The following is a 23,817-nucleotide window of genomic DNA, read 5'->3' as shown; positions in this document are numbered from 1 at the left end:
TCGTGGCGGTCCGGCAATGAGCGTCGGACCGGATCACTCGTCGGGGGTAGCCCACCTTTGGGCGCTGACCTCTGCCAGCGCTTCGAATACAGCCGGCGTGCGTTCCAGGCGGGCGATCGTCCGTGCGCCTTCGAGGGCGGCCACCAATGCGGCTGCGGCAGAGGACGCGCGCGCGGGAGCGAAACCGCACCCCCTGAAATGCGCCGCAATAATCGCGGTCGATTCGGCAAATCCGCGCGCCACGCGTTGGGTCAGCTCGGCGTCGAGCGCGGGCAGCTCATTCGCGAGATTCTGCATCAGACATCCATACTGGAAATCGGAGGCGACCATTTCGGCCGCGAACGCGCTGAAAAGTCGATGAACGAAATCCAGCGCATCGCCCGCCGTACTCCCCGAGATATCCCGTAAGACAGCCATTCGCTTCGCAACATAGTTGTCGATGGCTTCTTCCGCGAGTTGCGCCTTGCCCCGTGGGAAATGAAAGTAGAACGACCCTTTAGGCGCGCCGCTTTCTTCGAGTATCTGGGTCAAGCCGGTCGCGGTGTAGCCCTGGATGCGGAATAGTCGCTCGGCCGTGGCAATGGCGCGAGCGCGCGCGTCAGTCTTGCGTGTCATGCCGACAAGCTACCACGTTCCGCTTGACGTGGCTATGGTGATCGCCATAGTATGGTGATCACCATAGATCGGAGATGAGCGATGTCCCGTTATGCAATCCAGCCATCGGCATCCCGACGAGCGGTGCTGGCGATGGGCGCGGCCGGCCTGGTTGCGGCGTTACTTCGACCGGCCCGCGCAACCCCTCAGGGAGGAACTGATTTGGGCACGTCGACATATGGCGAAGGAACGCTTCCCGGCGGGGTTCGCTCACGCATGATCCACGGGGTCAACGGCCTCGATGTCCATATTCTCGAGGCCGGCTACGAAAGTCCCGGCCGGCCGCTCGCGTTGCTTCTGCACGGCTTTCCGGATCTGGCTTACGGTTGGCGGCACCTTCTCCCGATCCTGGCTGACGCCGGGTATCACGTCGTTGCGCCCGACCAGCGGGGTTTCGGGCGCACCACCGGCTGGGTGAACGACTATGACGCCCCTCTGGAGCCATTCGGTCTCCTGAATATGACGCGCGATGCCCTTGGACTGGTTTCGGCGTTGGGATATCGGCGCACGACGATGCTCGTCGGGCACGACCTCGGCTCGCCGGTTGCGGCCTATTGCGCGCTGGCGCGACCGGACGTCTTTCCGTCGGTCGTGCTGATGAGCGCACCGTTTCCCGGGCCGCCGGCCTTTCCGTTCGACACCGCGCAAAGCGACGCACCGTCGGCTCATCCGAACACCGAGAACCAGAAGTTGGCGGCCGCGCTGGCATCGCTCGACCCGCCGAGGGAGTATTACCAGCAATACTTGAGCACACGGCAGGCGAACGACGACATGTGGCACCCGCCTCAAGGCTTGCACGCCTTTCTTCGTGCGTTCTTCCATGTCAAGAGTGCGGACTGGCCGGGAAACAAGCCGTATCCGCTGAAGGCGCGGACCGCCACGGAGCTTGCACGGATGCCCACCTATTACGTGATGGATCTCGGCAAGACGATGCCCCAGACCGTCGCGCCATTCCAGCCGTCCGCCGCCGACGTCCGGGCCTGCAAGTGGCTCACCGAGCCGGAACTCGCGGTGTACACGGCGGAGTACGGCCGCACGGGATTTCAAGGCGCCCTGCAGGCTTATCGGGTCTTTTCCGATCCTGATCTGAACGCCGAGTTGCGCCTGTTTTCGGGCAAGACCATCGATGTCCCGTCGCTCTTTATTGGCGGAAAGAGCGATTGGGGTACCTATTCGGCGCCGGGCGCGCTCGACCTGATGAGGACGAAGGCGACGACGAGAATGAATCGCATCGAGCTGATCGACGGCGCCGGGCACTGGATTCAGCAGGAGCAACCGGGTCGGCTCGGCGAGTTGCTGCTCGCCTTCGCCAAGGAGGTCGGCGCGGCGGAGCGTGCCGGCGATTAGTTCGGGAGCGGCGGCCGTCATGGCATCGGCTTCCGGCCCCGCGGCCTTCGAACGCCGAGTGAAACGTGAAGGACGACGGACGAACGCAGCGGCCGAACCGGCGGCGCGCGTTCGTCGTCTGCCGCGCGGAGGCCGGAACGCCGGCGGCCCGCGCCGGATCAGAACCGCGTACTGAATCCGATCCGCGCGATCGACTGCAACGCGCCGCTCGACGCGCCGTCCGCGTCCATCACGCCGTTGATCTGCGCGTGGCTGCCGCGGCTTGCGCGTTGATGCACGCCCGCGACGTACACCATCGTGCGCTTGGACAGCCAGTACTGCACGGCAGCGAGCAACTGATGCGCGTGCGCGTTGTCGAGCGTATCGTTGCCTTTCATGTACGTGTAGCTCGCGCCGATCACCCATACCGGCGATGGCCGCCAGGTGGCGCCGGCTTCCGCCGACCACGCGCCCGCGCCGTTCTGCGCGTTGTGCACGGTCGTGAAGAGCGCCTTCCCCGTGACCGTGCCGACCGTGTAGTGCACACCCGCGCCCCAGTTGCGCACGCTGGTGGGCGGCAGGCCGTCGGCCGCGCCGTATTTCTGGTTCGTATAGGCAGCGCCCGCGCCGAACGGCCCGTTGTCGTAGCTGACGCCCGCACTGACCGTGTTGTTCGCGCCGATCGATCCCGCGACGTTGCCGAAGCCGTACAGCGCGCCGAAGGTCAGGCCCGACAGCGACGGGCTCGTGTACTTGACCGAATTCGCGACGCGATTGCTGCCGGCGACGCGGTCCCAGTCGAATGCGCCGGTCGGGTTGTTCGGCAGCGCGAGCCGGTCGAACGGCCCGTTGCGAAAGCCGTACAGACCGACGAGATCCTGCGCGATCTCGTTGCCGCCAGCAGCCAGCGAATCGACCATGAACTCGTACTGGTTGCCGAGTGTCAGCGTGCCGTAACGGTCGTTCTGCAATCCTACATAAGCCGTGCGCGCGAACATCCCGCCGCCGATGATCGAGCCGTTGCCGAGCGAATACTGGTTGACGAGCCGGAAGATCGCACGCGTGCCTGCGCCGAGATCCTCCTTGCCTTCGAAGCCGAGCAGGTTCGGAAAGAAGATGTTGTCGTCGAATTTTGCGCTGCCGTGGCCGCCTTGATTGCCGACGTAGCTGATGCCGGCATCCATCAGCCCGAACATCGTCACGCTGCTCTGGGCGAGCGCGGCGGCCGGAAGCGTGCAGGCCGCGAGTGCCAGAAAGGTCTTTTTCGTCATCTCCAAAGTGCTCCTCACAGGGTCCGATCGAGCCGGATATTTTTTAGTCGGACTACTGATTGATATGAAGAAACCCGAGCCGGGCGACCCGGCTCGTCGACAGTCGAAGAGCGCCGCGCAATGCGCATCGGCAGGTCGCGTCGATCCGCCGATGCGCCGTGCTCGGCGTGCTAGACCGTCGAATACCCGCCGTCCACCGGTACGATCGCGCCGGTGACGAACGACGCGCCGGGCGAGCACAGGAACAGGATGACTTCCGCGACTTCGTCGGCCGTGCCCCAGCGCCCGAGCGGCGTGCGCTCGAGGATGCGGCGCGACGCCTGCGTGTCGGCCATCAGAGCGCTGCTGAGCGGCGTGTCGATCCAGCCCGGTGCGACCGCGTTCACGCGGATGCCGCGATCGGCCCACGCTTGCGCGAGCGAGCGCGTGAGTTGCGCGATGCCGCCCTTGCTCGCGCTGTACGCGGGCCGGTCCTTGCTGCCGAAGTACGTGTACATCGACGCGACATTGACGATGCTGCCGCCGTTCGCCGCCAGCGCGGGCCGCGCGGCGTCGGATGCGCGCATGACCGACGTCAGGTTCACGTTCAGCACGTGCTCGAACTGGTCCATCCGGTACTCGTCCGCGTGGCGGCTGATGCCGACGCCGTTGACGAGCACGTCGAGCAGCGGCAGCGCGGCGATCGTGCGCGTCAGGGCGGCGCCGTCGGCCACGTCGAGTTCGACGCAGCGGATGCCGGCATGCACGGGCGCATGCGGGCCGGCCGCGTCGAGCCCCAGCGCGACGACCGATGCGCCGGCCTGGGCGAAGCGCAGCGCGGTGCGCGCGCCGATGCCCGAGGTGCCGCCCGTCACGACGACCGATTGCCCGTCAAACGCCCACTGACGATTCATGCTCGATACTCCCGATGGTGGAGGCGCGACGGGCCGGCCGCTGCGCGGGTGAAACGAGAATCTTGATCTGCGTGCGGTCGGCGAGCAGTGCGTCGAAGCCGTCGGCGACGGCATTCTCGAGCGAGACGGTGCGGGTGACGATCGACGTGAGGTCGAGCGCGCCCGACGCGACGATGCGCAGGAGGTCTTCGTATGCATGCCGATAGCCGACGCTCGCGGTGAAGGTCAGCTCGTCGTTGACCGCGCGAAACGCGTCGAAACCCGCGTGCGGCATCAGGCCGACCATCACGACGCGGCCGCCCTTGCGCAGTGCCCGCGTCGCCGATTCGAACGTGGCCTGCAATCCGGCCGCTTCGAAACTCGTATCGACGCCGAGCCCGCCCGTGGCCGCGCGAATCGCGTCCTGCAACGCGGACGCATCGAGCCCGCGTGCGTCGAACGCATGCGTCGCACCGAAGCGCGTGGCGGCCGCGAGCCGTTCGGGCGACACGTCGACGGCGACGATCGTCGTCGCGCCCTGCAGCTTCGTGAGCATGATCAGCAGCAGGCCGATCGGCCCGAGCCCGAACACCGCGCAGGTCTCGCCGAGGCGCAGCTCGCCGCGCCGCAGCGCGTGCAGCGCCACGGCGGCCGGTTCCATCACCGCGGCCTGTTCGAGGCTCACGCCATCGGGCAGGCGATGCAGCATGTAGGCCGGCACGACCGCGAAGTCGGCCATCCCGCCGTCGCCCATCAGCCCGGCGAAGCCCATCGACTCGCACAGGTTGTACGACCCCGAGCGGCAGTACGCGCACTGACTGCAGCGATACTCGGGCTCGACCGCGACGCGGTCGCCCGTGCGCACCGTCGTCACGCCTTCGCCGATCTCGACGACGGTGCCGCAGAACTCGTGGCCGAGCGTCAGCGGCGCGGTGCGGCGCGACAGCGGATGCGGCGCGTCGACCGGAATCGCGTGCGGGCCGTCCGCATATTCGTGCAGGTCGCTGCCGCAGATGCCGCAATACGCGACCGCGATGCGCACGTCGCCGGGGCCGACATGCGGCGTGTCGATTTCCACGAGACGGACGTCGCGCGGGCCATGCCATTGAAGTGCGCGCATGTCAGCGTCCTCCGAGGTTCCGCGCATCGAGGCGGCCGGCGGCGGCGCCTGCGAGCGCGCGCTTGCGCAGTACGGCCGGCGCGGTTTCGACGAGGCCGAACGACAGCACGCACGCGAGGACCGCGCCGGCGGTCGACGTCCACATCGCGAACTGCAGGCCGTACCGGTCCGCCGCGAAGCCGGCGACGGTCGGCGCGACGAAGCCGCCGATCAGCTCGCCGGCGCCCATGATCAGCCCGAGCGCGCTCGCGATCGCGTGCGGTGGCACGGTTTCGGCGGGGATCGTCGCCATGAACAGCGTGAAGCAGCCGAGGCCCGTGTACGTGACGAACACGAGCGCGCCGAGCGCCCAGACCGAGCCGACGTGGATCAGCACGACCGGGCACGCGGCCGCGATCAGCGCGAATACGATCATCGTCGGCTTGCGGCCGATCCGGTCGGAGATCGCCGGCACCGCGAAGCCCCAGAACACCCACGCGGCGCCGAGGCAGGTCATCACGACGCCCATGTCGGACGGCGACAGGTAGCGGCTTTCCACGAGGAACACCGGCGCGAACGAGATGATCACGACGAACCACGTGAGGAAGAAGCAACTGATCAGCACGCACAGCAGGATGTTGCGTTCCTTCAGCAGCGCCCAGCGGCTGACCGTCGCGCCGGCGGCGGCCGGTGCCGCGGCGATATCGGCCTGCGCGTGGCGCACGCCGCCGGGCGGTACTTCGCGCACCCAGCGCCAGATGCAGAACGCGATCAGGAAGCCGGGAATGCACGACACGTAGAACGCCTCGCGCCAGCCGTATGCGGTGGCGATGCCGATCACGACCGGCGGGCCGATCATCGCGCCGAGCAGGCCGGCGGCCGAGCCTTGCAGCAGGCCCATGTTCAGCCCGCGGCGGCTCGGCGTCGAACTCTCGACCATCAGCGATTGCGACAGCGGCAGCACGGGGCCTTCGGCGATGCCCATCAGCGCGCGAAACGCGATCAGGCTCGTGAAGCCGCCGACGAGGCCCGACAGCGCCGAGCACACGGAAAAGCCGAGCACGGCCGCGATCAGCAGCGGCTTGCGCGTGCCGCGCGCGTCGGACCATGCGCCGGTGACGGCGCCCGACAGCGCCCACGTGAGCGCCAGCGCGGACGACACCATGCCGAGCTGCGTGTTCGTCAGGTGCAGCTCGGCCGACATGAACGGAAACAGGAACGACAGCGCGAGGCGGTCGAAGAACACGAAGCCGAACGTCATGAACAGGATCAGCAGCAGCCTGTTCTCGTACGTCCATGCGGGGCGGGAGGAGGACGGGGAAATCATCGCGAGCCTCGCTGCGCGTCAGCGGAACAGCTTCTCGATCGCTTGCGCGCCGAGGCCGACCTTCTCGTAATGCGCCTTGCACATCGCGATGTACGAATGCACGTCGAAGTAGCCGTCGGGATTGCCGGCGTCGTCGAGCCAGATCAGCGGGCCCTTGACGATGAAGAACGCGCGCATCGGCTCGGGGTGATCGAACGCGACGAGCGTGTGGCCTTCGCCCGGCGTCTCGTACACGAAATCGCCGCGCGTCGCGGTCCATTCGTGTTCGAGGTAGCCCCATTTCCCCGACAGCGTGTACGCGAACACTTCGTGCGGGTGATAGTGCCGGTTCACGAGCCCGGCTTCCTTCGCCATCAGGATGTCGCACCATTTGTTCTGCGACGGCGAGATCCACAGCGGCCGCGACGAAACCGTTTCGGTGAACGGAACGTAATAGCGTTCGTCGTCGGTGGCCGCGTTCGGGGTGTAGGCTTCGGGCAGCGCATCGGGCTTGAACGGATTGGCAATCGCCGGGATGTTTTGCCAGAATTCGGATACGGCTTTGTCGACCACGGTGTGTCTCCTGGTGTATGGGTGTCGTGGGCTCGACTTTAGCCAGCCGGTGCGCGCCGCTCTTGACTGGGCCGGACGAATTGCTTGACCGCGCCGGACATTGCATCGCACCAAAAACCAGACGGACCATCCCCCAATCCGTGCCGCCGCGCACGACAGGCGCCAGCAGGAGGCGACGTGACGAATTCGACCGTTTTTTCATGCACGCGAGGCTCGACGGCCGACGTGCCGGCGCGCGACAGGATGGCGTACTGGGATGCGTTCAACGCGGCGACGCTGGTCGGCCTGCGCTGCTCGTCGCTGTCGCCGGCCGGGCTCGACGTCGAGAAGACCGACATCGCGCTGCCGGGCCTCGGCATCGCCGACATCAGCGGGCAGGATCACGTGATCGAGCGCAGCCCAGCGCTGGTGCGCCAGTTGCCGAAGGAGTCGCTGTTCGCGTGCCAGATCGTGAGCGGGCGTGCGTATTTCATCCAGCGCGATCGATGCCTGCTGGCGGAAGCCGGCGATATCGTCGTCTACGACACGCGCGTGCCGTATCTGTTCGGATTCCTGACGCCGATGCGGCAACTGCTGATCGACATCCCGATCGCGACATTCGACGACCGGCTCGATGCGGAACTCGCCGCGCTGCCGCTGCGGATCGCGCCGAAGCCGGGCGCGGGCGCGATGCTCGGCGCGACGTTGCGCGCGAGCGTCGAGCGATTCATGAAGACGCCGGTCGAGCGCGACGCCGAGCGGTTCGCCGAGCACACGCGCACGCTGATCGCGGAGCTCATCGACGCCGAAGTGAACGGTGCGGGCGCGTCGCGCGCGTCGCTGTCGTATCTGCTGACCGCGAAGCAGTACATCGCGACGCATCTCGGCGAACCGGAACTCGGGCCGCAGGCCGTCGCCGATGCGGTCGGGCTGTCGCTGCGGCATCTGGGCCGCCTCTTCGCGGCCGAAGGCGAGTCGATCACGCAGCACATCTGGTCGGAGCGGCTGTCGCACGCGCATCGCGAGCTGACGGATGCGCGGCTGCGCAAGACGAGCATCGGCGAGATCGCGTTTCGCTGGGGGTTTTCGAGCCAGGCGCATTTCAGCCGCGCGATCCGCGAGCGCTACGGCGCGTCGCCGATGGCGCTACGCGACGCGGTGCGCGCGGCCGCGGAGTGATGCCGGTTTTCCGAGGGTTTGGCGGCGCGGTCAACGCAAGCGGCCGCGCGAGTCAAGACATCCGTGCGGCGGTGGGGTCGGCGCCGCCGATTGACTTCGACGAAGACGACGGCAGCGTGCACCCCGTCGTCACCGGTTTCAGGGCGCGCTGGCTTCGTCGATTCGGCGGATGTCGTCCTGATCGAGCGTGACGCGGATCGCGTCGCCGAGCACGGCGAGCTGCGCGAGCGACGTCGCGCTCGCGATCGGTGCGGTGATCGTCGGCCGCGCGATCTGCCACGCGAGCGCGATCGCGGCCGGCTGCGTGCCGTGCTTCGCCGACACGGCGTCGAGCGCGGCGAGGATGCGCAGGCCGCGTTCGTTCAGATAGCCGGCGACGCGATCGCCGCGCACGCTCTTCTTCAGGTCGGCCTCGCTGCGGTACTTGCCCGACAGGAAGCCGCTCGCGAGCGCGTAGTAGTTGACGACGCCGAGCTTCAGGTCGCGCACGACCGGCTCGAGATCGCGTTCGTAGTCGGCGCGGTCGAGCAGGTTGTATTCGGGCTGGATGACCTGATAGGCGGGCAGCCCGTCGCGCGCGCTGATCGCGGCGGCCTCGCGCAGGCGCGCGCCGCTGTAGTTCGACGCGCCGATGATGCGCACCTTGCCGGCATCGATCAGCGTTTGATAGGCGCCGAGCGTTTCTTCGAGCGGGGCCGTATCGGCCAGATCGCGGTGCGAGAAATACAGGTCGATGTAGTCGGTCTGCAGGCGGCGCAGCGAATCGTCGACGGCTTTCAGGATGTTGTCTTTCGACAGCCCCGCGCGGGCGCCGAGCAGGCCGACCTTGGTCGCGATCACGACCTGCTCGCGCTTGCCCGAGCGCTTCAGCCACTTGCCGATGATCGTTTCCGATTCGCCGCCGTGATTGCCGGGAACCCACGCCGAATAGACGTCGGCCGTGTCGATGAAATTGATGCCGGTGTCGGCGAGCGCGTCGAGCAACGCGAACGATGCGTTTTCGTCGACGGTCCAGCCGAAGACGTTGCCGCCGAACGCGAGCGGCGAAACCTGGATGCTGGAGGTACCGAGGGTGCGATGTGCCATGTTCTGCTCCGATATCTGCAGGGTGACGGGAGGGGACTGCGCGACTGAAGCCGGTCGCGTTGAGACGGCGCAGCGCGTGGCGAGGTTCCGCTGGCGCTGCACCGACCTGCAGGTTTCGTGCTCGCGTGCCGGCATGGCGGACGACGCGACGGGATCGCGGCGGTGCGATCCGTTCGAGCGCCGGTCCGGCACGCACGAAATGTTGTAGTTATTACTGATTTTCGTGAAGGACGAGAGGGGAAGGCGATGGCCGCCGTGTTCGACGAGGTGGCGCAGGGGCAGGCATTCCGGAGGCGCTGGCGCTGGGGCCGGCGGAGGATTGGCGGCGGATGCAGGAAGCGACTCGAATGAAATCGCCCCGGGATGGCATGGTGCGAAGGCGAGATCACGATTGCGCGCCCGCCCGTCAAGGGCAAGAGCGGCGGCATCGTGCTGGACTTTTTCCCCGACGGCGCGGTGGAAGGCGACAGGGATTCCGGAGTCGACGGCCCGGCCCCGAAGGTGACCCTTTCGAAGCGCGACGCGCGGCGCAAGCTGACCGATCGCGCGTGCCTGAAGGAAATTCCCAGTCCGTTCCATGGGCGCAAGAAGCCGCCCCGGTGGAATTGACGCTGGACGCCTGGCCGGAATCTCTCCCATTCGACGCATCGCGCGATTTCGCGCCGGTCAAGGATTCGGTCCGCAGCGGGCACGCTCGATCCGCTGCGGGGCGGGCAATGAAAGGAGGGACCGAAGCCCGGTGGTTCACGGCCGGCTTAGATGGCACGGGCAACGACTACGACCCGAACGACGGAATCGGCCGCGACACTTCCCTCCCTATCGCAACTGCACGGCCGCGAGAAACAGCACCATGCTGCCGATCGCGCCATCCAGCACGCGCCACGCGACGGCCTTGCGGAACCACGGGGCCAGCAATCGCGCGCCATAGCCGAGCCCGACGAACCACACGACGCTGGCCGTCATCGCGCCGATCGCGAACGCGAGCCGCCCGCCTTCCGGCTCGCGCGCGCCGGCCGTGCCGATCAGCAGGAACGTGTCGAGATACACGTGCGGGTTGAGCCACGTGAACGCGAGCGTCATCAGCACGATCGCGAGCGCGCTCTGCGGCGGCGGCGCGACCGCGTCGCCGCGCACGTCGAGCGTGTCGTGGCCCGGCTTGAACGCGCGGCGCAGCGCGTTGATGCCGAACCACGCGAGATACGCGAGGCCGACGTACAGCACCGCATGGACGAAGGTCGGATAGCGTTCGACGAGCACCGATGCGCCGCCGACGCCCGCGCCGATCAGGATCATGTCGGACAGCGCGCACAGCAGCACGATCTTGCCGACGTGCGAGCGCATGATGCCCTGGCGCAGCACGAACGCATTCTGCGCGCCGATGGTGACGATGAGCGACGCGCACAGTGCGGCGCCGTGGGAAAAAGCGAGCCAGTTCATGATGAGGGGACAGCCGTGGAAGCGGTAGACGAATGAATCGGGTAGCGCTAGTCTGCGAGCAGCACGGAAATAAGAGAAGCTAAATCACCTAATGCAGATTAAGGAAATCTAATGCTCGACTACGCGTTGCTCGATGCGCTCGCGGCCGTGATCCGCCACGGTTCGTTCGAGCGGGCGGCCAAGGAGCTGAATATCACGCCGTCGGCGGTGTCGCAGCGCGTGAAGCTGCTGGAGGAGCGGGTCGGCAGCGTGCTCGTCAAGCGCGGGCAGCCGTGCGTCGCGACCACGTCGGGCGCGCTGCTGTGCCGGCATACCGAACGCGTGCAGTTGCTGGAAGCCGAACTGGGCGGCCGGATGCCGGCGCTGCCGGGCCAGATCGCGAGCGCGTGGCCGACGTTGCGCGTGGCCGTCAACGACGACAGCGTCGCGACGTGGTTCATCGACGCGGTCGGACCGTTCTGCACGGAACGCGAGACGCTGCTCGACCTCGTGATCGACGATCAGGATTACACGGCCTCGCGCATCCGCGACGGCAGCGTGCAGGGGGCCGTGACCGCGCAGGCGGAGCCGATCCAGGGATGCCGGTCGGAGCGGCTCGGGCGGATTCGCTATCGCGCGGTGTGCGCGCCGGCGTTTTACGCACGTTATTTCGACGCGGGGATCACGCGCGATGCGCTGCGCCGCGCGCCGTGCGTGATGTTCAATCCGAAGGACGGGTTGCAGGCGCGCTTCATCCGGCGCGTGACGCGTGCGGATCTCGATCCGCCGCAGCACTGGATACCGCACGTCGCGGGCTATTTGCGCGCATGCGAAACGGGATTGGGATGGGGGATGTGCCCGGACCGGATGGTCGACCGCCAACTGGCGGCGGGTGAATTGATCGACATGTCGCGCGGGCGAACCATCGACATCGATCTGTACTGGCAGAGCTGGCGTCTGTCGATCGGCTGGCTCGACGATTTCAGCGCGGCGCTGAAGGCGCGTGCCGCGCTGTTTCTCGATTGACCGGCGACGTGACGCAAGCGGCGCGCGAGGCGCGCGCCGTGCGGTGTCAGAGGTGCTGCAGGCCGTCGAAGTCGACGATCTGCACGTGGCGACCCTGCATTTCGATCAGGCCGCGCTTCTGGAACTTCGACAGCGTGCGGCTGACCGTTTCGAGCGTCATCCCGAGATAGCTGCCGATGTCTTCACGCGTCATCCGCAGGTTGAATTCCGACGGCGAGTAGCCGCGCTTCAGGTAGCGCGACGAGACGTCGAGCAGGAAAGCGGCGACGCGCTCTTCGGCGTTCAGCGAACCGAGCAGCATCGTCTGCGACGTTTCGCGCACGATCTGTTCGCTCATCAGCTTGTGCATGCGCAACTGCATCGAGCCGGCTTCCGAGCACAGCGCCTTGAGCGCGCTGTACGGAATCACGCAGACCGAGCTGTCTTCCAGCGCGACCGCGGTGCGCGGGTGCGTGTCGTCGCAGATGCCGTCGAGGCCGAGCGCTTCGCCGGCGAGGTGCAGGCCCGTGACCTGTTCGCGGCCGTCGTGGCGTGTCGCGACGGTTTTCAGCGAACCGGAGCGCACCGCGTACAGGTTGTCGAATGCGTCGCCTTCGCGGAACAGCGCTTCGCCGCGCTTGACCGGGCGTGCCGCGCAGATGACCGACTCGAGGCGGCTGAGCGCTTCGGGCGCCAGGCCCTGCGGCATGCACAGGTGCCGCATCGCGCACGACGAGCAGTGCGGGGCCTGGCGGGGAGCCCAGCTACCGGCATGGGGCGTGGCGGCGGGGCGGGTGGCGACGGGCGTCAGCATGATCGTTTACTCCGGCGTTGAATCGACGAAATCATTGTCCCACCGCAAGTTGCCGCTGTCGGGTGACAAAACGTCGCGACCGGCCACGCCCGCCGAACGCCGCTCAGGCGGCCGGCTCGTCCGCGTTGGCGGCCGCCGGAATCAGCAATACCGGCAGCGTCGCGTGGCGCACGCATTGTTCGGCGATGCTGCCGAGCACGAGGCGGCGAAAGCCGCGGCGGCCGTGCGTGCCGAGCACGAGCAGATCGGCGCCGAACGTCTTCGCGCCGTCGAGGATCAGCGACGATACGTCGTTGAGGGACGTCGCTTCGTTCAGCCGCGTTTCGCCTTTCACGCCGGCGGCCTGCATCAGCTTCGCGAAATCCTGCGCGAGCGCGTTGCCTTGCGCGACGAGTTGATCGCGCAGCACCGACGGATCGTAGCCGGGCACGTTGTAGTAGATCGCGGCGTTCTCGACGACGTAGAACGGCTGCAGCTCCGCGCCGTGCGCTTTCGCGAGCGCCAGCGCGGCATCGAACGCATGGCGGGACGTGTCGCTGCCGTCGACGGCAACCAGAATACGCTTGTACATAGTGTCTCCGAGTGGCGGGTTGAAACGCAGTCGGCCGGATGGCCGATCGGGCCGGGCAATGCTGCGAGGCAGAGTAAACCAACGGGCACGATCGTGCAGCGAGATGCCCGCCGTGCCGCGCGGCCTCGCCGTTCCTGTCGCCGTCGCGCATGGCCATGCGCGCGACGCATGCCGCACCGCGCGACGCGGGTCGTGTGTTCGGCCGCATCGTCGGCGATAACGCATGCGCACGCATCGATCCGGCACGGCGACCATGCCGATGCGCCGCACGCATCGCCATTCAATCGCAATCGCGCCGGGGCGAGCCATGACTTCGGTCAATGCATGTGCGTCGATGCGATGCGCGACATGCATGACGCCGAATGCCGAGGCCCATGCGCGGAATCGTTCGCGCCCGCACCATTCGAGCGCGTATCGGCGCGCGGTCGACTCGCACGCGCCGATTCACGCCATCGATCGACGGCGGCTCGCGAACGAACGATCGATTCAAACGCCGTACCGGTTATCCCGGCGCGACCGTCAACTCGATGACGCGCTCCGGCCGGCGGCCGTGGCCGGGCCAGTACGCGCTGCCGTGCATCCGGTGAACGGGACCGTACGGCGCGTCGACCGCGGGCGGCGTGTCGAAGCCTTTCTCGATCACCCTGTAGCCGGCGCGCAACGCGAACGCCGGATGATTGCCGTCGGCTCGGCTGTCGAAACCGGCGAAGCCGTCGCCGGCTTCCGGCATCGCGTTGACGAGCGACGCGTTGCTGCGCGTGACCTGGTCGGGCGAGATCGGCCCGGCTCCGGCGAGGCGCGACGCTTCGCGGTTCTTGCCGTCGGTGTCGACCGTGCTGTCGTGCGTGTCGTCGTTGTCGAGTTCGATGCTGCGCGGACGCGCGTGCGCTGTTCGAGCGGATGATTCCATCGCGGCTCTCCTGGCGGCGATACGCTCCGGATCAAAGCAAATCCCGTTCCGGGCGCGACGGGAAAAGGCGCGCGGGCGATCGCCGCGGTCGCGCGACGCGCACTGATTTGTCATGATTTATTTCAGCTAGAAGACGCGTTTTCTACAGAGTATGATTCTTTTCCTGCGAAGCGGCGACAGGGGATGAAGTCTCGCCGCCTCTGCCCGCGCCGGGGCGCCGCAGCACCCTTACAGACGGGTAGCGAACAACAAAGCAAGGGACTAGAGGTGGCGGACTCATGCAAGCGACTACTGCCTTCACGCACCGCGGTTATCTGTTGAATTGCGCGCCCGCACGCGCCAGTGACGGTTCGTTCAAGCCCTACGTCGTGATCTCCCGATCGAGCGACGGGGAGCTCGTCGCGAACCGTTTTTTTCCGATCGAGCTCCAGTTCAACGACGAAGGCGACGCGATCGCGCACGCGCGCGACTGGGCCGTACGCTGGATCGACGCGAGCAGCATCTCGATGTGACGCCGTCGCGCCGATGCGGCGTCGGCCGTCCGGCCGATCCCCGGGGTGCCGCCCCCGGACAAGAAACGCGGTAATCTTGCGGAACCCGTCACTTTATTAGCGGCCGTGCAACCGAGCGCGGCTGCCCGCATTGGCCTATGTCGACATCACCCGCCCGTCAGTGGGGCCTCGAAGAAATCGTCGCCGGCTTGCGCGAATCGCGCGAGGAACTCCATCGCACGCGCCATCCGCGCGGCATCCGCGAACTGCCGTCACGCGATGCGATCTGCAAGATCGTGACCGGCCTGCGCGCGTCGATGTTTCCGACACACTACGGCGCGCCCGACCTGACCGACGAAAGCGTCGACTACTACGTCGGCCACACGCTCGAAAGCACGCTGCGCGTCCTGTCCGAGCAGATCCGCCGCGCGTTGCCGTTCCTGCCGGAGCATGTCGATACGCCGTTCGCCGAGCTCGACGAACGCGCGTTCGAGATCGCGCGCGAATTCGGCCGGCAGTTGCCGGCGATCCGCGCGCTGCTCGTCAGCGACATCCAGGCCGCGTACGCGGGCGATCCGGCCGCGCAGCACATCACCGAGATCCTGCTGTGCTATCCCGGCGTGCTCGCGATGATGCACCATCGGCTCGCGCACGCGCTGCACCGGCTCGGCGTGCCGCTGCTCGCGCGGTTCATCAATGAAATCGCCCATTCGGCGACCGGCATCGACATTCACCCGGGCGCGCAGATCGGCCCGAGCTTCTTCATCGACCATGGCACCGGGGTCGTGATCGGCGAAACCGCGATCATCGGCGAGCGCGTGCGCGTGTATCAGGCCGTCACGCTCGGCGCGAAGAGTTTCCCGGCCGATGGCGACGGCGCGCTGGTGAAGGGCAATGCCCGGCACCCGATCGTCGAGGACGACGTGGTGATCTACGCGGGCGCGACGATTCTCGGCCGCGTGACGATCGGGCGCGGCTCGGTGATCGGCGGCAACGTGTGGCTCACGCACAGCGTGCCGCCCGGCACGAGCGTCGCGCAGGGCAAGGTCCGCGAAGGCGGCAGCGCCGAGAAGCCGTAACACGGCGGGAGGCGGCGCGCTCGGTTCGAGCGGGCGCGCCGCGCGTGCGTCAGTGCTTGCCGTCCGGCGAGCGGTGCTTGTACAGCACGTCCTGGTCCACGCGGATCAGGTTCTGGCCCGCATCGACGACGAAATCCACGCCGTTGTACGCATTGCCCGTCAGCAGCAGGATCGCGCTCGCGACGTCGTCGGGGCCCGCGATGCGCGCGAGCGGCGTCGATGCGCGGCTCGCGTGTTCGAAGTCGGCCTGCGTCTGATCGTCGCTCGGCAGCATCAGCCCCGGGAACACCGCATTCACGCGCAGCACCGGCGCGGACGACAGCGCGAGCATCTGCGTGAGGTTGCCGAGCGCGGCCTTCGCGACCGTGTAGCTGAAATGGTCGCGATGGAAGTTTTCCTTGATCTTCTGGTCGACCACGTTCACGACGACACCCTGCGTGCCGGCCGCGCGGGCCCGCTCGTAGAACGCACGCGTGAGCAGGATCGGCGCGCGGCAGTTGACGGCCCATGCCTGGTCGAACGCCGCGAGATCGAAGCTCGGGAAATGGTCCTGCCAGAACACCGACGCGTTGTTGACCAGCACGTCGAGGCGCCCGAAGTGCGCATAGACCCGATCGATCAGCGCGGTAATCTGCGCGGCATCGGACAGGTCGGCCTGCAGCGCGGCCGAATCGTGCCCGCGTTCGGCCATCGCGCGGGCGGCGGCCTGCGCGGCATCGGCCGAACGGTCGTAGTGCACCGCGGTGCGATAGCCGTGCGCGGCGAAATACTCGGCGAACGCGCGCCCGGCCCGGCGCGCGGCGCCGGTCACGAGCACGACGGGCGCGTGCGCCGTTTGCTTCGTCTGCTCCATCAGGTATTCGTCAGGTTGACCGAGGAAGGATTCGCGACGATCGACAGGAATTCGCGACGCGTCGACGGATCGGTGCGGAACGTGCCGAGCATGCGCGACGTGACCATCTCGACGCCCGGCTTGTGCACGCCGCGCGTCGAGATGCACTGGTGCGCGGCTTCGAGGATCACGCCGACGCCCTTCGGCTGCAGCACGTCGAACAGCGTGTCGGCGATCTGCACGGTCATCTTTTCCTGGATCTGCAGGCGCTTCGCGAACGCGTCGACGAGGCGCGCGAGCTTCGAAATGCCGACGACGCGATGGTTCGGCAGATACGCGACGTGCGCGCGGCCGATGATCGGCACCATGTGGTGCTCGCAGTAGCTCTCGAAGCGGATGTCCTTCAGCACGATCATTTCGTCGTAGCCGTCGACTTCGCTGAACGTGCGCGCGAGGATGTCGCGCGGCTCCAGCGCGTAGCCGGCGAAGAACTGCTCGTAGGCGCGCACGACGCGTGCGGGCGTGTCGAGCAGGCCTTCGCGCGCGGGATCGTCGCCGGCCCAGCGCAGCAGCACGCGCACGGCGTCTTCCGCTTCTTCACGGCTCGGCCGCGAGGCGACCGGCTGAGCCTGTGCGGTTTTCTTTCCCTTACCCATGTAGTGGCTCCATCGAAGGCCGCCTGCGGCGGCCGATATCCGGGCATTGTTTCATGCTTTCGCCGCGCGTGCGTGCGGCGGCCGCGCCCGCTTCCTCACTTCGGCCATTCGTCCTGCTCGTCGTTGAACAGCGACGCGACGACGCCGCGCAGCCACGCGGTGCGCGGGTCGTTGTGATACTTGCGATGCCAGTGCTGCTTCAGGTCGAAGCGCGGCAGCGCGAGCGGCGGCTCGACGGGCACGATGAACGCGTGCTCGGCCGCATACGCATAGCCGATCGCGTGCGGCACCGTCGCGATCAGGTCGGTGCGGCTCAGGATGAACGGCAGGCTCATGAAGTGCGGCGTTTCGAGTACCGCGCGGCGCTGCATGCGCTGTTTCGCCAGATATTTCTCGAGCACTTCCTGGCTGCGCCCTTCGGCGCGCACCACCGCGTGCCCGCACGCGAGGAACTGCTCGACCGTGAACGGCGGCGCCTGCTCGAACGGATGGCCGCGCCGCATCAGGCAGACGAACCGGTGCGTGAACAGCCGCTGCTGGAAGAAGTTGTTGCCGTCGAGATCGGGGAAGTAGCCGACCGCGAGATCGATCGACCCGGCTTCGAGGCCGCGGCCGACTTCGTCGTGCGCGAGCGAGACCGAACGCAGGTTCGCGCGCGGCGCGAGCGTCGCGAACGCCTGCAGCAGCTTCGGCAGGAACACGATCTCGCCGACGTCAGACAGCGCGATCGAGAACGTATGCGTGCTCGCGGCCGGATCGAAATCGTGCGGCGCGACGAGGCCGCGCTCGATCTGCGCGAGCGCGTCTCGGGCGGCCGGCAGCAGCGCGAGCGCGCGCGGCGTCGGCTCCATCCCGCGCGACGTGCGCACGAACAGCGGATCGCCGAAGTACTCGCGCAGCCGGCCGAGCGCCGTGCTCACGCGCGGCTGGCTCACGCCGAGCAAGTCGCCAGCGCGGCTCACGTTGCGCGTGTCGTCGAGGGCGACGAGGTAGGGAATCAGGTTCAGATCGAGCGCATCCATCGTCGGACCAGTATCGCGGAAACGTATACAACTTATCTCGGCAATCGCGTTGCCGCATAGTCGGGAAAGCGCTGAAATGCGTTCACCACTCGAACCAATGTTCAATTTCGCATAGGCCCGAAGTGTGCGCGAAAGCGCCGATCGCGGCCGTCAGGAGACAAACATGCGCACCCAGGTCGCCATCATCGGCGCCGGCCCGTCCGGCCTTCTGCTGTCCCATCTGCTGCGCCTGCAAGGCGTCGATTCCATCCTCGTCGAAGCGCGTTCGCGCGAATACTGCGAGAACCGCATCCGCGCCGGCGTGCTGGAGCAAGGCACGGTCGACACGCTGAACGAAGCCGGCCTCGGCGAGCGGATGCGCCGCGAAGGGCTCGAACATCACGGCATCGAGCTGCTGTTCGACGGCCAGCGTCATCGCATCGACCTGTCCGGGCTGACCGGCGGGCGCGCGATCACCGTCTACAGCCAGCACGAAGTCGTGCGCGACCTGATCGCGGCCGGCGTCGAACACGGCCATCAAATGCATTTCGAAGTCAGCGACGTCGCGCTGCACGACGTCGAAAGCGAGCGTCCGTTCGTCACGTTCAAGCACGCGGACGGGCGGGCCGATCGCATCGACTGCGACTACATCGCCGGCTGCGACGGCTTCCACGGCATCGCGCGCCAGACGATTCCGGCCGAGCGGCTGAAGACGTTCGAGCGCGTCTACCCGTTCGCGTGGCTCGGCATCCTCGCCGACGCGGCGCCGTCGCTCGACGAACTCGTGTACGCGCACCACGACAACGGTTTCGCGCTGTTCTCGATGCGCTCGCCCACGGTCACGCGCCTGTACCTGCAGTGCAAGCCGGATGAAGACCTCGCCCAGTGGTCCGACGCACGGATCTGGGACGAACTGCACACGCGCTTCTCGAACGACACCGGCTGGACGCCGACCGAGGGCCGGATCACGCAGAAGAGCGTGACGCCGATGCGCAGCTTCGTGTCGGAAACGATGCAGCACGGACGCCTGTTCCTCGCCGGCGACGCCGCGCACATCGTGCCGCCGACCGGCGCGAAGGGCATGAACCTCGCGGTGGCCGACGTTCGCGCGCTGTCCCGCGCGCTCGGCGCGCGCTACCGGACGGGCGACGCGACGCCGCTCGACGCCTATTCGGCGACCTGTCTCGAACGCGTATGGCGCGCCGAGCACTTCTCGTACTTCATGACGAACATGCTGCATGCGTCGCCGGACGATTCGCCGTTCGTCAATCGCCTGAAGTTTGCCGAGCTGAAATACGTGACGCGTTCGCGGGCGGCCGCGCAATCGCTCGCCGAAAACTACGTCGGCCTGCCGTTCGACGACGCGACGGCCCCCGAGGCAACCCGCCTTGACAACGCGCTGTGCGCGCCTCTATGATCGGCCCATCGTTCGCTAATCGAATCTAGGTTCGAATAGCGAACAAAAGCCGGGGTCGACGAGGGCCTCCGGCGCGGCACGCGGCACGCGCGTGTCCCCTCGACAGGCCGCGCACGAGCCGCGGGTTCGCATCAGGAAGAGACATGGTCAACAAGATTTTCGAATCGCTTCAGTCGGCGGTTGCCGACGTCCACGATGGCGCGACGATCATGATCGGCGGCTTCGGCACGGCCGGCATGCCGTCCGAGCTGATCGACGCGTTGATCGAACAGGGCGCGCGCGACCTGACGATCGTCAACAACAACGCGGGCAACGGCGAGACGGGTCTCGCGGCGCTCCTGAAGGCGAAAAAGGTGCGCAAGATCATCTGTTCGTTCCCGCGCCAGAGCGATTCGCAGGTGTTTGACGCACTGTACCGCGCGGGCGAGATCGAGCTGGAACTCGTGCCGCAGGGCAACCTCGCGGAGCGCATCCGCGCGGCGGGCGCCGGCATCGGCGGTTTCTTCACGCCGACGGGCTACGGCACCAAGCTCGCGGAAGGCAAGGAAACGCGCGTGATCGACGGCAAGCCTTATGTGTTCGAGACGCCGATCCACGCCGATTTCGCGCTCGTGAAGGCGTACAAGGGCGACCGCTGGGGCAATCTCGTGTACCGCAAGACCGCGCGCAACTTCGGGCCGATCATGGCCAGCGCCGCGAAGGTCGCGATCGTCCAGGTGTCGGAAGTCGTGCCGCTCGGCGCGCTGAACCCGGAGCACATCGTGACGCCGGGCATTTTCGTCCAGCGTGTCGTCGAGGTGCCGCAGGCCGCGCACGCGGCCGAACTGGCCGCCGAACACGCTGCATCGCAAGCCGCCTGATCGCCTTGAGGAAAACCGACATGAAACGACTGACCCGCGATGAAATGGCCAAGCGCGTCGCCCAGGACATCCCCGAAGGCGCGTACGTGAATCTCGGCATCGGCGTGCCGACGCTGGTGGCGAACCACCTCGATCCGGCCAAGGAAATCTTCCTGCACAGCGAGAACGGCCTGCTCGGCATGGGCCCGGCGCCCGCGCCCGGCGAGGAAGACGACGAACTGATCAACGCCGGCAAGCAGCACGTGACGCTGCTCACCGGCGGCGCCTATTTCCACCACTCGGATTCGTTCGCGATGATGCGCGGCGGCCACCTCGACTACTGCGTGCTCGGCGCGTTCCAGGTGTCGGCTGCCGGCGACCTCGCGAACTGGCACACGGGCGCGCCCGATGCGATTCCGGCCGTCGGCGGCGCGATGGACCTCGCGATCGGCGCGAAGCAGGTGTTCGTGATGATGGAGCACCTGACGAAGCAGGGCGAGAGCAAGATCGTCGCGCAGTGCTCGTATCCGGTCACCGGCGTGCAATGCGTGAGCCGCATCTACACCGATCTCGCGGTGCTCGACGTGACGGCCGACGGCCTCGCGGTGAACGAGATCTTCACCGACCTGTCGTTCGACGAGCTGCAGAAGCTGACCGGCGTGCCGCTGATCGACGCGACGCAGAAGGCCGCCGCCTGAACGGCAAGCATGCCGGTGCGCGCTTTCGAGCGCACGCCGGCGCGCTTGGGTAGACAATAGGCGCACGCCGTTTCCCCATTCCGATGCCATGCTCGAAGACAGCGCCCGCCTGACCTCCCTGATCTGCGGCACCGAGCCGCTCAACCGGATCTGGTCGCCCCGCGCGACGATCCAGCGAATGCTCGACGTCGAGGCCGCGCTCGCCCGCGCGCTTGCCGCGCAGCAGGTGATTCCCGCCGCCGCGGTCGCGCCGATCGAACGCGCGTGCGACGCCGGCCGGCTCGACGCCGACGCGCTCGCGCACGGCGCGGCGCTCGGCGGCAATCTCGCGATTCCGCTCGTCAAGCAACTCACCGCGCAAGTAAAGGCCGACGACCCCGAGGCCGCGAAGTTCGTCCACTGGGGCGCGACGAGCCAGGACATCATCGATACCGCGACCGTGCTGCAGTTGCGCGACACGCTCGACGCGTTCGAACCGATGCTCGACGAAGCCTGTGCGTCGCTCGCGGCGCTCGCGCGCGCCCATCGCGCGACGCCGATGATCGGCCGCACGTGGCTGCAGCAGGCGCTGCCCATTACGCTCGGCCTCAAATTCGCCCAATGGCTCGATGCGCTGCTGCGCCATCGCGCGCGTTTTGCCGAGTTGCGCGAACGTGTGCTCGTGCTGCAGTTCGGCGGCGCCGCCGGCACGCTCGCGAGCCTGCGCGAACACGCAGCCGGCGTGAGCGCCGCGCTCGCGGCCGACCTGAAGCTCGCGTTGCCGGCCGTGCCGTGGCATACGCAGCGCGACCGCATCGCGGAAGCCGCGTCGTGCTTCGGGATGCTGATCGGTACGCTCGGCAAGATCGCGCGCGACGTGTCGCTGCAGATGCAGACCGAAGTCGGCGAGCTCGGCGAACCGGCTGCCGCCGGCAAGGGCGGTTCGTCGACGATGCCGCACAAGCGCAACCCGGTCGGCTGCGCGGCCGTGCTGACGGCCGCCGTGCGCGCGCCGAGCCTCGTTGCGACCGTGTTCGCGGGGATGGTGCAGGAGCACGAGCGCGCACTCGGCGGCTGGCAGGCCGAATGGGATGCGTTGCCCGATCTCGCGCGCCTGACGGGCGGCGCGCTCGCGCAGATCGCGCAGATCGTCGCGGGCCTCGACGTGAATACGGAGCGCCTCGCCGCGAACCTCGACCGCACGCACGGGCTGATCCTCGGCGAAGCCGTGATGCTCGCGCTCGGCGACCGCATCGGCCGGCTCGATGCGCACCACGTCGTCGAGCACGCGTCGAAGGAAGCCGTGCGCACCGGGGCGACGCTGTTCGACGTGCTCGCCGCCGATGCGACCGTGTCGGCCCATCTGTCGCGCGACGCGCTCGCGCGGCTGCTCGATCCCGCACATTACGTCGGCGAGGCGCAGGCCTATGTCGATGCCGTGCTCGCGCTGCATGCGGGTGCGAAACAACCAGGAGAACATTGATGCCTTTCGCCACTGTCAACGGCGTGACACTGCATTACCGGATCGACCGTGCCGCACGCGACGACGCGCCGTGGCTCGTCTTCTCGAATTCGCTCGGCGCCGACCTGCAGATGTGGGCGCCGCAGATCCGCCCGCTTGCCCAGCACTTCAACATCCTGCGCTACGACACTCGCGGTCACGGCCACTCCGACGCGCCGGCCGGTTCGTACACGATCGAGCAACTGGCGGGCGACGTGATCGGCCTGCTCGACCACGTCGGTATCGAGTGCGCGCATTTCTGCGGCATCTCGATGGGCGGGCTGACCGGCGCCGCGCTGGCCGCACGCTACCCGTCGCGCATCGTGCGCGCGGTGCTGTCGAATACCGCCGCGAAGATCGGCTCGCCGGAAGTGTGGGCGCCGCGTGCGCAGAAGGCGCGCGCCGAGGGCATGGCCGCGCTCGCCGACGCCGTGCTGCCGCGCTGGTTCACCGACGCATTCGTCGAACGCGAGCCGCGCCTGTTCGATGCGATCCGCGACACCTTCGTGCATACCGACAAGGACGGCTACGCGGCCAACTGCGACGCGCTGAACGCGGCCGATCTGCGCGAGGAAGTGAAGGGCATCGCGTTGCCGGTGCTCGTCGTGACCGGCGCGAACGACATGTCGACGCCGCCCGAGCAGGGCCGCGCGCTTGCCGCCGCGATTCCCGGTGCGCTGCACGTCGAATTCGACGCCGCGCACATTTCGAACATCGAATGCACCGCCGGTTTCAACCGCGCGCTGCTCGATTTCCTGATTGCGTGAGGTGCCGGCGATGGATGACCAGGAACGTTACGAAGCAGGGATGAAGGTGCGTCGCGCCGTGCTCGGCGACGCGCACGTCGACCGTTCGCTCGAGAACCGCACCGAGGTGACCGACGAATTCCAGAACCTGATCACGCGTTATGCGTGGGGCGAGATCTGGACCCGCGACGGGCTGCCGCGCCATACGCGCAGCCTGTTGACCATCGCGATGATGGTGGCGTTGAACCGCGGCGAGGAACTGGCGCTGCACCTGCGTGCTGCGCGCAACAACGGCGTGACGCGCGACGAGATCAAGGAAGTGCTGCTGCAGACCGCGATCTATTGCGGCGTGCCGGCCGCGAATTCCGCGTTCCATCTCGCGGACAAGATCTTCAAGGAGCAAGATGCAGCCGGTTAAAGGCCGGCGGTGATCCGATCGGGCGGCCCGCCGAGGTTGGCGGGCCGTCGTCGATGAAGAACGCACCGGCAGCGAATCGGTGCGTGAACGAAGGAAAGG

General features: G+C 67.5%; 26 protein-coding genes. 12 read left to right on the top strand and 14 right to left on the bottom strand.

The window, feature by feature from the left end:
• Positions 1–33: 33 nt before the first annotated feature.
• A complete protein-coding gene (locus WS95_RS30845; protein WP_059827869.1) occupies positions 34–615 on the bottom strand; it encodes a TetR/AcrR family transcriptional regulator in 582 nt (193 codons plus the stop codon).
• 255 nt (positions 616–870) lie between these two features.
• On the opposite strand from WS95_RS30845, the gene WS95_RS30840 reads away from it, so the two are divergent.
• Positions 871–2,001, top strand: a complete 1,131-nt coding sequence (locus WS95_RS30840) for an alpha/beta fold hydrolase (protein WP_059827866.1) — start codon at positions 871–873, stop codon at positions 1,999–2,001.
• A 158-nt stretch (positions 2,002–2,159) separates the two neighbouring features.
• Here WS95_RS30840 and WS95_RS30835 read toward each other — a convergent pair whose 3' ends face one another.
• The 5 genes from WS95_RS30835 to WS95_RS30815 all read right to left on the bottom strand — a co-directional run bounded on the left by WS95_RS30835 (position 2,160) and on the right by WS95_RS30815 (position 7,101).
• Positions 2,160–3,251, bottom strand: coding sequence for a porin (locus WS95_RS30835; RefSeq protein ID WP_059827864.1), 1,092 nt, complete (start codon positions 3,249–3,251; stop codon positions 2,160–2,162).
• A gap of 170 nt (positions 3,252–3,421) precedes the next feature.
• The gene (locus WS95_RS30830; protein WP_034205785.1) at positions 3,422–4,144 is read right to left on the bottom strand and encodes an SDR family NAD(P)-dependent oxidoreductase; all 723 of its coding nucleotides are present in this window, start codon (positions 4,142–4,144) and stop codon (positions 3,422–3,424) included.
• Positions 4,122–5,243 (bottom strand): 2,3-butanediol dehydrogenase, encoded by a 1,122-nt coding sequence (locus WS95_RS30825; protein ID WP_059827862.1) that lies wholly within the window; start codon positions 5,241–5,243, stop codon positions 4,122–4,124. The genes WS95_RS30830 and WS95_RS30825 overlap by 23 nt, the downstream gene beginning before the upstream one ends.
• Position 5,244: 1 nt before the next feature.
• On the bottom strand, positions 5,245–6,549 hold the full coding sequence (locus WS95_RS30820) for an MFS transporter (protein WP_059827860.1): 1,305 nt from the start codon (positions 6,547–6,549) through the stop codon (positions 5,245–5,247).
• A gap of 18 nt (positions 6,550–6,567) precedes the next feature.
• Positions 6,568–7,101 carry a 2,4'-dihydroxyacetophenone dioxygenase family protein gene (locus tag WS95_RS30815; RefSeq protein ID WP_059827858.1) on the bottom strand — a complete coding sequence of 178 codons (534 nt, stop codon included), beginning with the start codon at positions 7,099–7,101 and terminating at the stop codon, positions 6,568–6,570.
• A 177-nt stretch (positions 7,102–7,278) separates the two neighbouring features.
• On the opposite strand from WS95_RS30815, the gene WS95_RS30810 reads away from it, so the two are divergent.
• Positions 7,279–8,259 carry a helix-turn-helix domain-containing protein gene (locus WS95_RS30810; protein WP_059827856.1) on the top strand — a complete coding sequence of 327 codons (981 nt, stop codon included), beginning with the start codon at positions 7,279–7,281 and terminating at the stop codon, positions 8,257–8,259.
• Between the two features lie 138 nt (positions 8,260–8,397).
• On the opposite strand, the gene WS95_RS30805 is transcribed toward WS95_RS30810, so the two are convergent.
• Positions 8,398–9,345 (bottom strand): aldo/keto reductase, encoded by a 948-nt coding sequence (locus WS95_RS30805; protein WP_059786311.1) that lies wholly within the window; start codon positions 9,343–9,345, stop codon positions 8,398–8,400.
• Positions 9,346–9,708: 363 nt separating this feature from the next.
• Between WS95_RS30805 and WS95_RS30795 the strand changes: the two genes are divergently transcribed.
• Complete coding sequence (locus WS95_RS30795; protein ID WP_257139978.1) at positions 9,709–9,954, top strand: hypothetical protein; 246 nt, start codon at positions 9,709–9,711, stop codon at positions 9,952–9,954.
• A gap of 207 nt (positions 9,955–10,161) precedes the next feature.
• Here the strand turns inward: WS95_RS30795 and WS95_RS30790 are convergent, their stop codons facing one another.
• Positions 10,162–10,782 carry a LysE/ArgO family amino acid transporter gene (locus WS95_RS30790; RefSeq protein WP_034205778.1) on the bottom strand — a complete coding sequence of 207 codons (621 nt, stop codon included), beginning with the start codon at positions 10,780–10,782 and terminating at the stop codon, positions 10,162–10,164.
• Between the two features lie 111 nt (positions 10,783–10,893).
• Here WS95_RS30790 and WS95_RS30785 point away from each other — a divergent pair, with 111 nt between their 5' ends.
• Positions 10,894–11,787, top strand: coding sequence for a LysR family transcriptional regulator ArgP (locus WS95_RS30785; RefSeq protein WP_034205777.1), 894 nt, complete (start codon positions 10,894–10,896; stop codon positions 11,785–11,787).
• Positions 11,788–11,833: 46 nt separating this feature from the next.
• On the opposite strand, the gene fnr is transcribed toward WS95_RS30785, so the two are convergent.
• The 3 genes from fnr to WS95_RS30770 form a co-directional block, all read right to left on the bottom strand.
• The gene (fnr, locus tag WS95_RS30780; protein WP_027809557.1) at positions 11,834–12,580 is read right to left on the bottom strand and encodes a fumarate/nitrate reduction transcriptional regulator Fnr; all 747 of its coding nucleotides are present in this window, start codon (positions 12,578–12,580) and stop codon (positions 11,834–11,836) included.
• Between the two features lie 103 nt (positions 12,581–12,683).
• Complete coding sequence (locus WS95_RS30775; RefSeq protein ID WP_034205776.1) at positions 12,684–13,151, bottom strand: universal stress protein; 468 nt, start codon at positions 13,149–13,151, stop codon at positions 12,684–12,686.
• Between the two features lie 502 nt (positions 13,152–13,653).
• Positions 13,654–14,061: a DUF3005 domain-containing protein gene (locus WS95_RS30770; RefSeq protein WP_059786321.1), complete on the bottom strand. Its 408-nt coding sequence runs from the start codon at positions 14,059–14,061 to the stop codon at positions 13,654–13,656.
• Positions 14,062–14,339: 278 nt separating this feature from the next.
• On the opposite strand from WS95_RS30770, the gene WS95_RS30765 reads away from it, so the two are divergent.
• Positions 14,340–14,573: a hypothetical protein gene (locus WS95_RS30765; RefSeq protein WP_006480138.1), complete on the top strand. Its 234-nt coding sequence runs from the start codon at positions 14,340–14,342 to the stop codon at positions 14,571–14,573.
• Positions 14,574–14,710: 137 nt separating this feature from the next.
• The gene (epsC, locus tag WS95_RS30760) at positions 14,711–15,631 is read left to right on the top strand and encodes a serine O-acetyltransferase EpsC (protein WP_059786325.1); all 921 of its coding nucleotides are present in this window, start codon (positions 14,711–14,713) and stop codon (positions 15,629–15,631) included.
• A 49-nt stretch (positions 15,632–15,680) separates the two neighbouring features.
• Here the strand turns inward: epsC and WS95_RS30755 are convergent, their stop codons facing one another.
• From WS95_RS30755 to WS95_RS30745, 3 genes are all read right to left on the bottom strand, one after another.
• A complete protein-coding gene (locus tag WS95_RS30755; RefSeq protein ID WP_059827853.1) occupies positions 15,681–16,484 on the bottom strand; it encodes an SDR family oxidoreductase in 804 nt (267 codons plus the stop codon).
• The gene (folE, locus tag WS95_RS30750) at positions 16,484–17,119 is read right to left on the bottom strand and encodes a GTP cyclohydrolase I FolE (protein WP_034205773.1); all 636 of its coding nucleotides are present in this window, start codon (positions 17,117–17,119) and stop codon (positions 16,484–16,486) included. The genes WS95_RS30755 and folE overlap by 1 nt, the downstream gene beginning before the upstream one ends.
• 95 nt (positions 17,120–17,214) lie before the next feature.
• Positions 17,215–18,141 carry a LysR family transcriptional regulator gene (locus tag WS95_RS30745; protein ID WP_034205772.1) on the bottom strand — a complete coding sequence of 309 codons (927 nt, stop codon included), beginning with the start codon at positions 18,139–18,141 and terminating at the stop codon, positions 17,215–17,217.
• Between the two features lie 163 nt (positions 18,142–18,304).
• On the opposite strand from WS95_RS30745, the gene pobA reads away from it, so the two are divergent.
• From pobA to pcaC, 6 genes are all read left to right on the top strand, one after another.
• Positions 18,305–19,537: a 4-hydroxybenzoate 3-monooxygenase gene (gene pobA, locus WS95_RS30740; protein WP_059827903.1), complete on the top strand. Its 1,233-nt coding sequence runs from the start codon at positions 18,305–18,307 to the stop codon at positions 19,535–19,537.
• 143 nt (positions 19,538–19,680) lie between these two features.
• The gene (locus tag WS95_RS30735; RefSeq protein ID WP_034205770.1) at positions 19,681–20,397 is read left to right on the top strand and encodes a 3-oxoacid CoA-transferase subunit A; all 717 of its coding nucleotides are present in this window, start codon (positions 19,681–19,683) and stop codon (positions 20,395–20,397) included.
• A 20-nt stretch (positions 20,398–20,417) separates the two neighbouring features.
• Complete coding sequence (locus WS95_RS30730; RefSeq protein WP_034205769.1) at positions 20,418–21,074, top strand: CoA transferase subunit B; 657 nt, start codon at positions 20,418–20,420, stop codon at positions 21,072–21,074.
• 88 nt (positions 21,075–21,162) lie between these two features.
• Entirely contained in the window at positions 21,163–22,536 is a 1,374-nt protein-coding gene (locus tag WS95_RS30725) for a 3-carboxy-cis,cis-muconate cycloisomerase (RefSeq protein WP_059827851.1), read from the top strand.
• On the top strand, positions 22,536–23,321 hold the full coding sequence (pcaD, locus tag WS95_RS30720) for a 3-oxoadipate enol-lactonase (protein WP_059827849.1): 786 nt from the start codon (positions 22,536–22,538) through the stop codon (positions 23,319–23,321). Before WS95_RS30725 ends, pcaD begins: the two co-directional genes overlap by 1 nt.
• Before the next feature lie 10 nt (positions 23,322–23,331).
• Positions 23,332–23,718, top strand: a complete 387-nt coding sequence (gene pcaC / locus WS95_RS30715) for a 4-carboxymuconolactone decarboxylase (RefSeq protein WP_034206288.1) — start codon at positions 23,332–23,334, stop codon at positions 23,716–23,718.
• Positions 23,719–23,817 lie beyond the last annotated feature (99 nt).

Source organism: Burkholderia sp. MSMB1826 (genome assembly GCF_001526325.1).
Taxonomy (GTDB): domain Bacteria; phylum Pseudomonadota; class Gammaproteobacteria; order Burkholderiales; family Burkholderiaceae; genus Burkholderia.
This window is presented reverse-complemented; position numbering and strand designations above follow the sequence as displayed.